Origin of the sequence: Pandoraea anhela, assembly GCF_902459655.1 — a bacterium.
Lineage (GTDB): Bacteria > Pseudomonadota > Gammaproteobacteria > Burkholderiales > Burkholderiaceae > Pandoraea > Pandoraea anhela.
This window is the reverse complement of record NZ_CABPSB010000004.1, coordinates 154,973-168,790: the sequence shown is the minus strand read 5'-3', so window position 1 is coordinate 168,790 and position 13,818 is coordinate 154,973. Positions and strand designations below refer to the sequence as shown.

Sequence of the window (13,818 nt, the reverse complement as noted above, 5' to 3'; positions counted from 1 at the left end):
TCAATGCGACAGATCGCTGACCGACGCCGCCGGCGCATCTCGCTTGACCTGCTTGATCCCGTCTTCCATTTGCTCGGCGGTGGAGAACATCTGGCTCTGGCCGATGATCTCTCCGTTGCGTGCCTTGAGCACGAAGTAGGGGCGTCCGGAGGTGGACGTCTTGCGCTCGAACCGGTGATCCTCGACCGAATTCTTGCGAACGGACTCGATGCCGTTCTGCGCAGACGCGCGCGCCTTGTATGTCTCGGAGGAGAGGATGGTCTGCCCGCTGTCGGCCAGCAGGTGAAAGTGGAATTCACCGTTGGGGCTGCGCTTGAGTTCGAACTTGCCTGACATATGTGGATCTCCCGGATCTTCCAAAAGCCAGCGGCGAGGGACTGCGAACTGCAAGGTGACGACGGCCCGTGCGCCGTGTCGAAGAATGCGTTTAGATTAGCACCGCCCGCGATCCGGCGATACCGCACTTTGTTTCGAAGTGTAAACCACTTTGCGCCACGCCCTGCCGAACGGCGGCGGGTGGCCGGTAGCCTTCACGGCCGTCCGGCAGGGCATGCGGCACACAGCTCAGGAATTGCCGCCACAGGGACGGACGGCCTGTCGCCTGCCTTAGCGGCGCGCGTACTGCGTGGCGCCGAACAGGATTTCGCGTGCCTTGTCGTCCTGCATCGGCTTTCGGGCGTCGGCGAGCACCTTGATGCCGCGTTGCACCGCCGGACGGGCCTCGATGGCTTCGAACCACTGCTGCACGTTCGGGAAGTCCGACAGTTCCACGCCCTGATTCTTCCACGAGCGCAGCCAAGGCCAGATCGCGATATCCGCCACGGTGTACATGTCGCCGGCGACGTAAGGGTGGTCAGCCAGTCGCTTGTCGAGCACGCCGTACAGGCGCCGTGCCTCGTTGGTGTAGCGCTTGATCGCGTAATCGATCTTCTCGGGGGCGTAGATGCGGAAGTGATGCGCCTGACCGAGCATCGGGCCCACACCGCCCATCTGGAACATCAGCCATTCGAGCGTCTCGTACTTGCCGCGCACGTCTTCCGGCAGGAAGCGGCCGGTCTTGCCGGCGAGATACAGCAGGATCGCCCCCGACTCGAACAGGGAAATCGGTTTGCCGTCCGGGCCGTCCTCGTCGACGATGGCCGGGATCTTGTTGTTCGGCGAGATCGCGAGAAATTCGTCCTTGAACTGGTCGCCCGCACCGATGTCGACGGCGTGGGCGTGGTAGGCCAGCCCGCACTCTTCGAGCATGATGTGGACCTTGTGGCCATTGGGCGTAGCCCAGGAGTAGACCTGAATCAATTGCGGCTCCTTGTTGGAACGTTAGGGGACGCCAGCGAACGGCAGGGAACGATGCTCATCGTTCGGAAGCGCCGGTCGACGTCATTCCATGTCCGACGCCGCCACGATCCCGCAGGGCGCCCGACATGATGACGCCTACGAAGCACGCCGGGGGTGCGAATCGCTCACGTCGCCGGAGAAAACGGCTCGCAGATTACACCACAGAACGTTTTTCTCTGCCGGGCATGGGGTCTGGGCGGACGCAAGTCGCGAGCCGGGCGCGATCGATACCGCCAGCCCCCGCCCGGTGGGGCTTTTCCGCTGGTTTGACGCGGCGCCGATGCAAGGGGCCGATGCAAGGGTCCGATGAAAGAGACCGATGAAAGGGGCCGATGAAAGGGGCCGACGAAGCCGCGCTCGGCCTCATCGCGGGTCAATGACTCTCGGCGGTGTTCGCGGCGTACTGCGCCAACTCCAACTTTGCGATGGCGTTGCGATGCACTTCGTCCGGCCCGTCGGCAAAGCGCAGCGTACGGGCGCTGGCGTATGCGTAGGCCAGCGGAAAGTCCCCGGATAGCCCCGCTGCGCCATGCGCCTGAATCGCCCAGTCGATCACCTGACACGCCATGTTCGGGGCGACGACCTTGATCATCGCAATCTCGGCGCGTGCCGCCTTGTTGCCGACCGTATCCATCATGTAAGCGGCCTTGAGCGTGAGCAGGCGCGCCTGCTCGATCAGGCACCGCGCTTCACCGATTCGCTCACGCGTGACGCCCTGCGCCGCAATCGGTTTGCCGAAAGCCTCGCGCGAGAGCGTGCGACGGCACATCAGCGAGAGGGCGCGTTCGGCCAGTCCGATGAGCCGCATGCAATGGTGGATGCGGCCGGGGCCGAGGCGTCCCTGCGCGATCTCGAAGCCGCGCCCTTCGCCCAGCAGCATGTTGCCGACGGGCACACGCACTTCGTCGAGCACGATCTCCATATGTCCGTGCGGCGCGTCGTCGTAGCCGAAGACCGTAAGCGGGCGCACCCGCGAGACGCCTTTCGCATCCGCCGGAATCAGGATCATCGACTGCTGCGCGTGCTTCGGCGCGTCCGGATCCGTCTTGCCCATGACGATATAGAGCGCACAGCGCGGGTCGCCCGCGCCCGTCGACCACCACTTGCGGCCATCGACCACGTAGTCGTTGCCCTCTCGTCGGATGCGGCATTGCACGCTGGTGGCGTCGCTCGACGCGACGTCCGGCTCCGTCATCAGGAAGGCGGACCGGATGTCGCCGCGCAGCAGCGGTTCGAGCCATTGCGCTTTTTGGGCGTCGGTGGCGTAGCGCTCGAGCGTTTCCATGTTGCCGGTGTCGGGCGCGTTGCAATTGAAGACCTCCGGCGCCCACGGCACCTGTCCCATGATTTCGCACAAGGGGGCGTATTCGACGTTGGTCAGCCCTGCGCCGCGTGCGGAATCCGGCAGGAACAGGTTCCACAGCCCGGCTTGTTGCGCCAGCGGCTTGAGACGCTCGATGACCGGCGAAGGCTGCCAGGCGTTGCCGTTGCGCCGGGCGATGTCGATCTCTTCGAGATAGCGTTGCTCGTTCGGGAAGATGTGCTCGTCGAAGAATGCGGACAGACGCGCACGCAACGCTTCGACTTTCGGGCTGTAACTGAAATCCATGAGGTCTCCGTTCCTTGACTGCCGGGTGCCTGTGGGGCGAAATGCGTGACGGGGGGATGCTGCGAATGTGGCGAATGTGGCGAATATGACTCATGCCGCCCATTCGGTTTGCGCGTCCCAGCGATTTACTTCCCTTCGGCGCGCTGAGCGTACTCCCACGCCAGTTCGGCCATCGGGCGCGCGCGTCGTCCCGCGTCCAGCGCCTGGGCACTGGACGCCGTGCCGTCGCCCACGCGTTTCATGATCCCTTGCAGGATCGCCGCGATGCGGAACATGTTGTACGCGAGGTAGAAGTGCCACTGCGCAGGCGGGACGATGCCGGTGCGCTCGCTGTATCGGCGGATATAGGCGTCTTCGCCGGGAATGCCGAGCGATGTCCAGTCGAGCCCCGCAATGCCCCGGAATACACCGGGGCTGACGTGCCACGCCATGCAGTGATAGCTGAAGTCGGCGAGCGGGTCGCCCAGTGTCGACAACTCCCAGTCGAGCACGGCGAGCACGCGCGGCTCGCTCGGATGGAAGATGAGGTTGTCGAGGCGGAAGTCGCCGTGGACGAGCGTCGTGCGCTCGGGGGCGTCGGCGACGACGGTGGGCAGACGCGCAGGCAACCAGTCGATGAGGCGGTCCATCGCCTCGATGGGGGTGGTCTGCGAGGCGCGGTACTGCCGGCTCCATCGCGCAATCTGCCGGGCCATGTAGTCGCCCGGTTTGCCGTACGATTCGAGGCCGACGGCGCGATGGTCGACGCGATGCAGCGCCGCGATGACGCGATTCATTTCGTCATAAATCTCGCCGCGCGCCACCGGCGTCATGCCCGGCAGCGAAGGATCCCACAGCACGCGGCCCTCCACGAAATCCATGACGTAGAACGCGAGACCGATCACGCTTTCGTCTTCGCACAGCCCCCGCATGCGGGCAACGGGCACGTCGGTGTTTGCCAGGGCGTCCATCACGCGGTACTCGCGTTCGATGGCGTGCGCGGACGGGAGCAGCTTTGCCGCGGGCGCGGGTTTGGTGCGCAACACATAAGCGGCGGCAGGTGTCGTCAGACGGTAGGTCGGATTGGATTGGCCACCATTGAACTGTGTGATGGCGAGCGGCCCGGAGAAGCCGTCGACATGCAGGGTGAGCCAGCGCGCCAGGGCGTTGGCGTCGAAGGGGATGCGATCGCCTAAGGCGCGTTCGCCTGCAAATGCGGAAAAGTCCTGTACAAGCTCCTCGGCCATGCTGTCTCCTGCATTTCCGGTGCTGCGTTGATCGAGACGAATTCGTGGTTTTGCTATGGGGCCCGCAGTGGCCGATGGTGGCCGATGGTGAGCGATGGTGACAAGTGGTGGCCGCTGAAGGCTGCGCTTTCGGCCCTGGCGCACGGTGCCCGGACCGAAAGCGTGTCGTCGATGCGACTTCCATTCGGTTTCACGAGGTCGATACCGCTGTCGATACGGCTTTCGATACGGCTTTCGATACCGTGGTCGACGTAGCCTTCGCGCCGCCGATGGGGTATTCAGCGCGGTTGCCGCGAACGCAGGAACGACGCGAAAATCTTCTCCATGACTGTGAGCCGATTGTTGACGTGCAGCGGCTGCGGCGGTGCGAAGTTCATGAGGCGCACCACCCAGTCTTCCGGCTTTTCTCCCACGTCGAGCGCATTGATGCACGCGGGGGCCTGCGCGAGCTGACCGAGAAAAAGGCGGCCGCGCGGATGCAGGGCATGCGAGAGAATCGCGCGATTCACGCCGCCATGCAACACCAGCAATACCGTGTCCCACGACTTGTCGGCGCGCAGCTCCGCCAGCGGTGGGACGACACGGTCGAGCAGTTCGCTCACCGATTCGCCGTTCAGAAAGCGGGTCGCTTCCGGCACCAGCCCATCGAACGCGCCGAGGAACGCCTGCGCCATCTCAGCTGGCGGCAGGTCCGACACACTGCCCGCACGAATCTCCTGCCAGCACGTCCACGTCTCGATGTCGATCTGTTGCCCTGTCTCCGCCAGCACGCGCTCGGCCGTCTCACGCGTGCGCGGCAAGCCGCTCACGATCACGCGGTCGAAGTGGAGCTTTTCCGCCGCGAAGGCGCGGCCGGCGGCGCTGGCTTGCGCGCGGCCGAGTTCGTTGAGCGAGACGGCGTCGGCATCGATCGGTGTACCGCTGTCGTCGAAATAGGTGACGTCCCCGTGGCGCATCAGATAGAGGCGGCGACGCCCCGGCGGCGTGAACGTCAACGGGCCGGACGTGGAACCTAGGTTGGCGAGGTGGCCGAACGAACTCATACGGAAATCTCCCGATCGATTGCCGCAGTCGGTTCGAGTGCGGCGGGCAGGGCCTTGACTGGCGACGCACGCCGGCGCATCAGGTGCGCCGTGCGGCTGTCACGCGATCAGGTGTATTTTGCCGGACGTTTTTCGAGGAAGGCGCTGATTCCTTCCAGCCCGTCCGAATGATGGAGCGAAGCGACGAAGCTGTCGCGCTCCGCGCCGAGTTGCGACGTCAGCGTCTCGCTCGCGCCGCTCTCGATGAGCGACTTGATGCGACCCACCGCATTCGGCGAAAGCTGCGCGAGATCCGTCGCCCAGTTCAAGGCTTCGGCGCGCGCCTGTCCCGGCGCGACCACGCGATTGACGAGTCCGGCCGTGGCCAGACGTGCGGCCGCTACCGGCTTGCCCTCGAGCAGGATTTCCGTGGCGAGCGGGCGGGGCAACGCCTGCGACAGGAACCACGAGCCGCCGCCGTCTGGCGTCAGGCCGACCTTGACATACGCCATCACGAACTTCGCGTTGTCGGCCGCCACGAGCAGGTCGCACGCCAGCGCCAGCGAAAAGCCGGCCCCGGCCGCCGCGCCCTCGACGGCGGCAATGATCGGCTTCGGGCAGGCGCGCAGCGCTTCGATCCATTCGGCCAGCGCATCGATGCTGGCCGCCTGCACGGACGGATCCTTCCGACGGTTCTCCAGCAGACGGTTCAGGTTGCCGCCGGCGCAGAAAAAGTTGTCGGCGCCGGTGAGCACCACGGCGCGTATCGACGCATCGCGCTCGGCGGTCGCCAGCGCTTCGACACCGGCGGCATACATGTCCGGATGCAGGGCGTTGCGGGCGCCGGGATTGGATATCGTCAATACCAGGGTGTGGTCGACGCGTTCGGCGAGCAGTTCAGCGGCCATGGGCGGATCTCCGGATCACGATTCTTCGGTAAGCAACGACACGCCGAGCTGCGCGCGGCGCGTGAGCCACGGCGAGGGGCGGTAACGCGGGTCGCCGTAGAACGATTGCAGGTTGCGCAGCACCGTGAGCAGTTGACGCGCGCCGACGGCGTCGCCCAGTGCGAGCGGACCCTTGGGGTAGCCGAGGCCGAGCGTGACCGCGCGGTCGATGTCGCCCGGCGTGGCGATGCGCTGCTGCGCGATATCGGCGCCGATGTTCACGATCGTGGCGATCACGCGTTGTGCGACGAAGCCGGCCGAGTCGCGGATCACCGTCACCGGCGTGCCGTCATGGGCGAACAACGCGTGGGCGGCGTTGCGGGCGTTCGTCGTTGTGACCGGTGTGGTCATGAGCGTGTGGCGCTTCGCGCCGGCGAGCGGCAACAGCGTATCGACGGCGACGGTGCGCGTGGCGTCGAGGCCCTGCTCGACGGCACAGGTCGTCGCGTCCAGACCGAGCGGCGTGACGACGATGAGCGCCGTCTCGGACGGTTTGTCGCCGCTTTCGAGGGGCACGCCCGTCGCACCGAGCCGTTCGACCACGGCGGCAAAACCGCGGGTGTCGGCACGGCTCACCCAGACGCTTGCCGGCAGGGTGTCCGGCGCCGGCGCTTCGGGCGGCACTTGCTGCTTGCCGTCGACATAACGATAGAAGCCCTCACCGACCTTGCGGCCCAGCAACCCGCCGGCAAAGCGCACGGCGGTGATCGGTGACGGACGGAAGCGCGCTTCTTCGTAGAACTGGTGATAGATCGACTCCATCACCGGATGCGAGACGTCGAGCGCAGTGAGATCGAGCAGTTCGAAGGTGCCCAGACGAAAGCCCGCCTGCTCGCGCAGGATGCGGTCGATGTCGGCGAAGCTCGCAATGCCTTCGCTCGCCACGCGAAGCCCCTCGGTGTTCATGCCGCGCCCCGCGTGGTTCACGATGAAGCCGGGCATGTCCTTGCAGCGCACGGCCGTGTGGCCCATGCGCTCGCCGAGCGCGAGCAGGGCGTCGCCGACTTCCCGGTCGGTGCGCAGGCCGTCGATGACTTCGACCACCTTCATGAGCGGCACCGGATTGAAGAAGTGATAGCCGGCCACGCGTTCGGGACGCTCGCACGCGGCGGCAATGGCCGTGATCGACAGCGACGACGTGTTCGACGCCAGAATCGCGTCGGCGGCGACGATGCCCTCGAGCGCGCGGAACAGGTCGCGCTTGATGTCGAGTTTTTCGACGATGGCTTCCACGACCAACTGACAGTCCGCCAGATCCTCCAGCGCATGGCAGGCCTGCAAACGGCCCATCGTCGCCTCGACACTCGATGCGTCGATCTTGCCCTTTGCCGCGAGCTTGTCCAACGTGTCGCGCAGGGCCTCCAGCGCCGCTTGTACGGCCTTGGCATTGGTGTCGTACAGCTTCACGTGCAGACCGGCCTGTGCGGCGATCTGGGTGATGCCACGGCCCATGGCGCCCGCGCCGACGATACCCAGGACTTCGATGGCGAGGCCGGACGCGTTCGGTGCCGCAGGGGCGGGGGCTGCTGAGGAGGGGGATGCAGTCATTCGGAGTGTCTCGAAATGGGTGTCGATGGTCGTCGATCGGTATCGTTTTTGACGGTGCGCGAGGCTTCGCAAGGGGCGCATCGCAGCACGAGGCCCGAAGCGTCGGGCCGGCGGCGCATACTTGAATCGTCATTCTATCGTCCGACCGGTCGGTCGGGAAATGAATTTCCTGCCGAGTCGTGACGCGATGCAAACCGATGCCCAAACCGCGTTGCGGCTATTGTCGCCGATCTGTGCGTCGTTGCCAGCGATTGTTCCGCTGAGCGGTCGACGTCGATGGCCGATATCGTTGCGCTCACTTGCCCGGCCAGCGGAATTCGGGACGCCGACGGTTGAATTCCGCTCACGAACCGTTGTGCAGTGACGGTACACTTTCGGTACCCCCGGCGCAGGTCAGTTGGTCACCGACTGGACGGCAAGCGCCGGCTCACTTACATGGGGGACATCATGTTGAAGCTGTACGGCTTTCCGGTCAGCAACTATTACAACAAAGTGAAGGTGGTGTTGTACGAGAAGGGGTTGCCCTTCGAAGCGTCCGAATCCCTTCCCTGTCAGGATGAACCGTTGCTGCAATGCTCACCGCTGGGCAAGGTGCCGTATCTGCAAACGGAAAGCGGTTTTCTGGCCGAATCGCAGGTGATCTGCGATTTCCTCGAGACAACGCATCCGACGCCGGCGCTGTTCTCGGCCGATCCGTGGCGGCACGCCAAAGAGCGCGAACTGCTCACGGTCGTGGAGTTGCATCTGGAGTTGGTGGTGCGCGAAATCTACGCGCAGGCGTTCTTCGGTGGCACGGTGTCCGAGGGCACACGCAACCGCACCGAGAAGTTGCTGCGCCGGAACATTGTGGCGTTCAAGCGAATTGCGAGGTTCGCGCCATTCGTGGCCGGGGAAACCTTCACGATGGTCGATATCGCCGCGGGCATTCATCTGCCGATCCTCGGCATGGCCACGCAAGCGGTGTACGGTGAAGATTTCCTGAACGCTGAGGGCATCGACTGGAAGGCCTACGGCAAGATGCTGTCGGAGCGTGAGTCGTTCCGGCGCATGCGCGCCGAACAAAAGGCTTACCAGCAAGCGCAGCAGGCGAAGAAGGCGGGTTGAGTCGCGCGATATCGATTCGGGCATATCGGCATCGACTCACGTCGGAGGAATCGTCCGGCGGCCAGGCGCAGGTGGCGGCTGCGTCTGTCACGCGAACCCCGGTCAGACCTTCGCGAGCCGCGCCAGCGCTTCGCGCAGGGTGTCGTCCTGCTTGGCGAAGCAAAACCGCACCACGCCCGACTCGTGCGGCTCGTGGTAGAACGCCGAGACCGGAATCGCCGCGACGCCGATCTCGCCCGTGAGCCAAAGTGCGAAGTCGGCCTCGCTCATGTCGCTGATCGCGCTGTAATCCACGCACTGGAAGTAGGTCCCTTCACATGGCAGCAACTTGAAGCGGGTGCCTGCCAGCCCTTCGCGGAACAGGTCGCGCTTCTTCTGGTAAAAGCCCGAGAGCCCCAGATACGGTGTCGGGTCGCGCATGTAATCGGCCAGACCGACCTGCATCGGCGTGTTCACCGTGAACACGTTGAACTGATGCACTTTGCGGAACTCGGCGGACAGCGCCGCAGGCGCCGCGACGAAGCCGACCTTCCAGCCCGTCACGTGATAGGTCTTGCCGAAGCTCGACACGATGAAACTGCGGCGCGCGAGTTCCGGGTGCCGCGCCACGCTCTCGTGACGCTTGCCGTCATACACCATGTGTTCGTAGACCTCGTCCGAGATCAGCAGAATGTCCGTGCCCGCCACGATCTCCGCCAGCTTCGCGAGGTCCTGTTCATGCCACACGGTGCCGCTGGGATTGTGCGGTGTGTTGAAGAGGATCAGGCGCGTGCGCGGTGTGATGGCCGCCGCCAGCTTATCGAACGGAATACGGAATGCCGGGGCTTCGAGCGTGATGAAGACCGGCTTGCCGCCGGCCAGTTCGATCGATGGGACGTAGCTGTCGTAGGTCGGCTCGAACACGATCACTTCGTCGCCCGGATGCACGCTCGCGAGAATGGCGGTCAGCAATGCCTGCGTGGCCCCGGCCGTCACCGTGATTTCCGTGTTCCAGTCGTACTGTTGGCCGTAGAGTTTGCCGATCTTGTCCGCAATGACCTGACGCAAGGCCGGCACACCGGCCATCGGCGGATACTGGTTGTGGTCTTCGCGCATGGCACGCGCGACCGCGTCGACGATCTTCGGATCGCACGGGAAATCGGGGAATCCCTGACCCAGATTCACCGCCTGCTTCTCGGCCGCCAGGGCCGACATCACGGTAAAAATGGTGGTGCCGACGTTCGGCAGACGCGACGCGAGCGGCGGGGCAACCAGCGCAGGCGTGGTGGATCCAGTGTGAGGCGCGTTCATTTTTGGGGTGGACGATGCAGTGATCAGGTCGCCATTCTAACGCCGTCGAGCCGCCGTTGCGGGCCGCCCATCGCCGCCGCCTCTGCGATTTCGGACGTCGGCGCGCATGTCCGTCGGCATTTTCTTATTTCGCTTTCGGACGTATCCCGCTCACCGCCGTGCCCATTGCCTCGTCCACGACGCCGCATACCCTCTCGCGCCGTTGCCTCAGGCACCGCCGCCACCCGCCGCCACCCGCAGACACTCGCCGTCACCCGCCGCCACCCGCAGACACTCGCCGTCACCCGCCGACACTCGCCGACACTCGCTAGCGTCCGGCAACGACGAGCAGCGACGTGAAAGCGCTCGCCGTCACGATCCGGAAGCCGAACTGGCGCGCCACGCGGCTACGCAGCTTGAGTACCGCTTTGTCTTTGCTGACGAGCCAGTGCGCGTGGCCGTCGCGTGCGGCTTCGAGAAACTTCTGGTCGTCGCGGTCGCGACACAGCGGCAGTTGCGCGGGCGGTGCGGCGTTTTCCGGGACGACGATGCGGTGCGTGTGCGTGTCGACCCACGCCAGCGCGGCATCGCGGTCGATGTCACGCGATGCGAACTGCGGGTAGGTCAGTACGACGGCCAGTTCGTCGCGGCAGCGCGGGGCCATCAAAGCGGTGAGACGACGCTCGACGAGGGCATCGCGCACCGGGCGCGCCACCGGGTCGTCGAACACCAGCAGGTCGATCCAGACGTTGGTGTCGAGCACCACGCGCGGCGGCGTGGCGAGGGTGTCGAGATGTTCTGCGAAGGCCCGTTCGGCGGGCGTGGCGACAGCGTTTTGAAGCATTGGATAGAATGACGGTTTCTCGATAGTTTCTTGTTCAAGCAGGAACGCTGCACCCGATATGATAATTGTTCTCTCGCCGGCCAAATCGCTCGACTACGAAACGCCGCCTCACGTGAGCACGCACACCGTGCCCCAGTTCGTGGACGACGCTGCCGAACTGATCGAGGGCCTGCGCGAACTGAGCCCTGCGCAGGTCGGCTCGCTCATGAGCATCTCCGACCAGCTCGCCGCACTCAACGCCACGCGCTACGCCGAATGGTCGCCGCGCTTCGACACGACCAACGCCAAGCAAGCCGTTCTCGCTTTTAACGGCGACGTCTATGAGGGCCTCTCCGCCCGCACGCTCAACGCCAGGCAACTCGATTTCGCGCAAAAGCATCTGCGCATTCTGTCGGGGCTTTACGGCGTGCTGCGCCCGCTCGATCTGCTTCAGCCGTATCGTCTCGAGATGGGTACGCGTTTCGCGAACAAGCGCGGTCGCGATCTTTACGCCTTCTGGGGCGAGCGCGTGACGCAAACGATCAATGCGTCGCTCGCCGAGCATGCCGATGCGCGTCGCGTGCTCGTGAATCTGGCGTCGGAGGAGTACTTCAAGGTCGTCAAACGCCGTCTGGTCGAAGCGCCCGTGATCACGCCGGTGTTCGAGGACTGGAAGAGCGGCAAGTACAAGATCATCAGCTTTTACGCCAAACGTGCGCGCGGCCTGATGGCGCGCTACGCCATCGAGCGCGGCGTGACGGACGTGCAGCAACTCAAGGCGTTCGATACCGAAGGGTATGCGTTCGACGACAGTGTCTCCAACGATTCGCTGTGGGTCTTCCGTCGACGCGTGGCCTGACGCCAGCCAATCCATAGCCCCGGCGCAACGTCCCGGGGCGGTTCCTTTTCGCCAGCGAGACCCGTCATGACCGTTCACATCAGTAGCCAGTTCGACAGCGGCGCCATTCAGGTCGTGAGCGCCGAGCGCGCCGACGACATTCACGTTCGCATCGCGCAGGACGGCGCCGCCGAGTTCGCCCAGTGGTTCCATTTCCGCGTGCAGGGTGTGCGCGGCGAGCCGTGCCGCATCGTGTTCGACAACGCCGGTCAGACCTCGTATCCGCGAGGCTGGGAGAACTACCGTGCTGTGGCGTCCTACGATCGCGTGACGTGGTTTCGCGTGCCGACGTCGTACGACGGACAGATCATGACGGTGGCCTTCACTCCCGCGCACGACAGCGTGTACCTCGCATACTTCGAGCCGTATAGCGAGGACCGTCATCTGGCGTTGCTCGGCACGGCACAGAATTCGCCGCTGGTGAGTTCGCGCTCGCTGGGGCAGACCGTCGACGGTCGCGACATGACGCTGCTTACCGTGGGCGAGCCGCGTGCCGGCAAGCGTCGCATCTGGGTGATCGCGCGTCAGCACCCGGGGGAGACGATGGCCGAGTGGTTCGTCGAAGGCATGCTGCGTCGTCTGCTCGGTGCGGGCGACTGGGCGGGCGATCCGCTTGCGCCGGCTCTGCTCGACGACGCAGTGTTCTATGTCGTGCCGAACATGAACCCCGATGGGGCGTCGCGCGGCAACCTGCGCACCAATGCGACGGGGGCGAACCTCAATCGCGAATGGGCCGAGCCCGATCCGGTGCGCAGCCCCGAGGTCTACCACGTGCGGGCCGCCATCGAGGCGACCGGCTGCGACATGTTCTTCGACATCCACGGCGACGAGGCGCTGCCCTACGTCTTCCTCGCAGGCAACGACGGTGTCGAGTGGGGCTCCGACACGGTGCTCGCGCGCGAGAAGGCTTTCGGTGGCCGCCTGAAAGCGGCGAGCCTCGACTTTCAGGACAAGTTCGGCTATCCGCCGGGCAAGCATGGCCCGGAGTCGCTCAAGCTCGCCTCGAAGTGGATCGCGCATCGCTTCGGATGCCTCTCGCTCACGCTCGAAATGCCGTTCAAGGACAACGCGAACCGCCCCGATCCGCAAGTCGGATGGAGTGGCGCACGAAGCGCTGCGCTGGGCGCGTCGATGCTCGCCGCCATCTGGGCGCAGGTGCAGGCCGACCAGGCTTGAGCGTCGCCGGACGCCGGTCGCGCATCCGGTCGATGCCGTAATGCAGGCATCGCGCGTGACGGCGCCTGCCTGCGCAACCGCGCACGCACGGACGCACAACGCACAACGCACAACGCACAACGCATCATGCTCTGTGCCGACCAAAGGCAGACGACCGTTCGGAGATCAGTTCTTCTTTTTCGTCGTGCTCTTCTTCGCGGTGCTCGACTTCGAGGGCGAGGACTTCGCAGACGACTTGCTGCCCGACGATTTGGCCGTCGTGCCGCGCTTGCCTGACTTCGCCGTCGCGTGAGATGCCTTGCCGCGCGTGTTGCCACGCGTGGCGCGCTTCACGGGCTGCTCGACCTGCGAGAGCGGCGACGTATAGTCGAAGCCCATCATTCGGCCATCGGCGTAACCGCAGCGAATATGGATGTTGTCCGTCTGGCCCGACGTGCGCTTGCCGACGCCGTCGAGTTCGACCATCTGCGTGACGTCGACACGTTGCTTGCGATCGTCGAACGGACCATTCCACGGCGAAACCTTCGCGTGCTCGGGATCGAGCGCCGTCTCTGCGTACTCGACGCTTTCATAACCGGGCAGTGTGGCGACGACGAAGCTTGCGTGCGCAGCGCAATCGGCCACCAGCGGATCCGCATGACGCGTGTTGATGAATTGCTCGACGAGTGCACGATGCTGTTCGAGCGTGAAAGCCTGTGCCGGAGCCGTGAAGGCCGACAGGCAGAGCGGCGCGGCGACCGCGGCGATGCCGGCGACCTGGCGCACGGCTCGCATCACGACGCCTGCGGCGCGTTGAAAAAATCGATTCGACATTGCTTGACGTAATCTCGGGGTCTGACAGACCGTTCAGGCTGTTCG

The 13,818-nt window shown here is 65.0% G+C and carries 13 protein-coding genes; 3 read left to right on the top strand and 10 right to left on the bottom strand.

Annotated features, from left to right (window positions below; translation table 11 throughout):
* The 7 genes from PAN31108_RS08070 to PAN31108_RS08040 all read right to left on the bottom strand — a co-directional run bounded on the left by PAN31108_RS08070 (position 1) and on the right by PAN31108_RS08040 (position 7,594).
* Entirely contained in the window at positions 1 to 336 is a 336-nt protein-coding gene (locus PAN31108_RS08070) for a YegP family protein (protein WP_150668359.1), read from the bottom strand.
* Between the two features lie 270 nt (positions 337 to 606).
* Positions 607 to 1,299, bottom strand: coding sequence for a glutathione binding-like protein (locus PAN31108_RS08065; protein WP_150668358.1), 693 nt, complete (start codon positions 1,297 to 1,299; stop codon positions 607 to 609).
* Positions 1,300 to 1,711: 412 nt separating this feature from the next.
* Positions 1,712 to 2,947 (bottom strand): acyl-CoA dehydrogenase family protein, encoded by a 1,236-nt coding sequence (locus tag PAN31108_RS08060; protein ID WP_150668357.1) that lies wholly within the window; start codon positions 2,945 to 2,947, stop codon positions 1,712 to 1,714.
* 125 nt (positions 2,948 to 3,072) lie between these two features.
* Complete coding sequence (locus PAN31108_RS08055; RefSeq protein ID WP_150668356.1) at positions 3,073 to 4,173, bottom strand: phosphotransferase; 1,101 nt, start codon at positions 4,171 to 4,173, stop codon at positions 3,073 to 3,075.
* A 278-nt stretch (positions 4,174 to 4,451) separates the two neighbouring features.
* On the bottom strand, positions 4,452 to 5,168 hold the full coding sequence (locus PAN31108_RS08050; RefSeq protein ID WP_174994905.1) for a histidine phosphatase family protein: 717 nt from the start codon (positions 5,166 to 5,168) through the stop codon (positions 4,452 to 4,454).
* A 155-nt stretch (positions 5,169 to 5,323) separates the two neighbouring features.
* On the bottom strand, positions 5,324 to 6,103 hold the full coding sequence (locus tag PAN31108_RS08045; RefSeq protein WP_150668354.1) for an oxepin-CoA hydrolase, alternative type: 780 nt from the start codon (positions 6,101 to 6,103) through the stop codon (positions 5,324 to 5,326).
* A gap of 15 nt (positions 6,104 to 6,118) precedes the next feature.
* Positions 6,119 to 7,594 carry a 3-hydroxyacyl-CoA dehydrogenase gene (locus PAN31108_RS08040; RefSeq protein WP_370819600.1) on the bottom strand — a complete coding sequence of 492 codons (1,476 nt, stop codon included), beginning with the start codon at positions 7,592 to 7,594 and terminating at the stop codon, positions 6,119 to 6,121.
* Between the two features lie 543 nt (positions 7,595 to 8,137).
* Between PAN31108_RS08040 and PAN31108_RS08035 the strand changes: the two genes are divergently transcribed.
* A complete protein-coding gene (locus PAN31108_RS08035) occupies positions 8,138 to 8,794 on the top strand; it encodes a glutathione S-transferase family protein (RefSeq protein ID WP_150668353.1) in 657 nt (218 codons plus the stop codon).
* Positions 8,795 to 8,896: 102 nt separating this feature from the next.
* Here PAN31108_RS08035 and PAN31108_RS08030 read toward each other — a convergent pair whose 3' ends face one another.
* Positions 8,897 to 10,084, bottom strand: coding sequence for a pyridoxal phosphate-dependent aminotransferase (locus PAN31108_RS08030; protein WP_150668352.1), 1,188 nt, complete (start codon positions 10,082 to 10,084; stop codon positions 8,897 to 8,899).
* Between the two features lie 307 nt (positions 10,085 to 10,391).
* Positions 10,392 to 10,907 carry a putative toxin-antitoxin system toxin component, PIN family gene (locus PAN31108_RS08025; protein ID WP_150668351.1) on the bottom strand — a complete coding sequence of 172 codons (516 nt, stop codon included), beginning with the start codon at positions 10,905 to 10,907 and terminating at the stop codon, positions 10,392 to 10,394.
* A gap of 58 nt (positions 10,908 to 10,965) precedes the next feature.
* Between PAN31108_RS08025 and yaaA the strand changes: the two genes are divergently transcribed.
* Entirely contained in the window at positions 10,966 to 11,745 is a 780-nt protein-coding gene (gene yaaA / locus PAN31108_RS08020; RefSeq protein ID WP_150668350.1) for a peroxide stress protein YaaA, read from the top strand.
* Positions 11,746 to 11,811: 66 nt separating this feature from the next.
* Positions 11,812 to 12,960 (top strand): M14 family metallopeptidase, encoded by a 1,149-nt coding sequence (locus PAN31108_RS08015; RefSeq protein WP_150668349.1) that lies wholly within the window; start codon positions 11,812 to 11,814, stop codon positions 12,958 to 12,960.
* A 165-nt stretch (positions 12,961 to 13,125) separates the two neighbouring features.
* Here the strand turns inward: PAN31108_RS08015 and PAN31108_RS08010 are convergent, their stop codons facing one another.
* Positions 13,126 to 13,773, bottom strand: coding sequence for a BspC domain-containing protein (locus PAN31108_RS08010; protein WP_150668348.1), 648 nt, complete (start codon positions 13,771 to 13,773; stop codon positions 13,126 to 13,128).
* Positions 13,774 to 13,818: the final 45 nt, after the last annotated feature.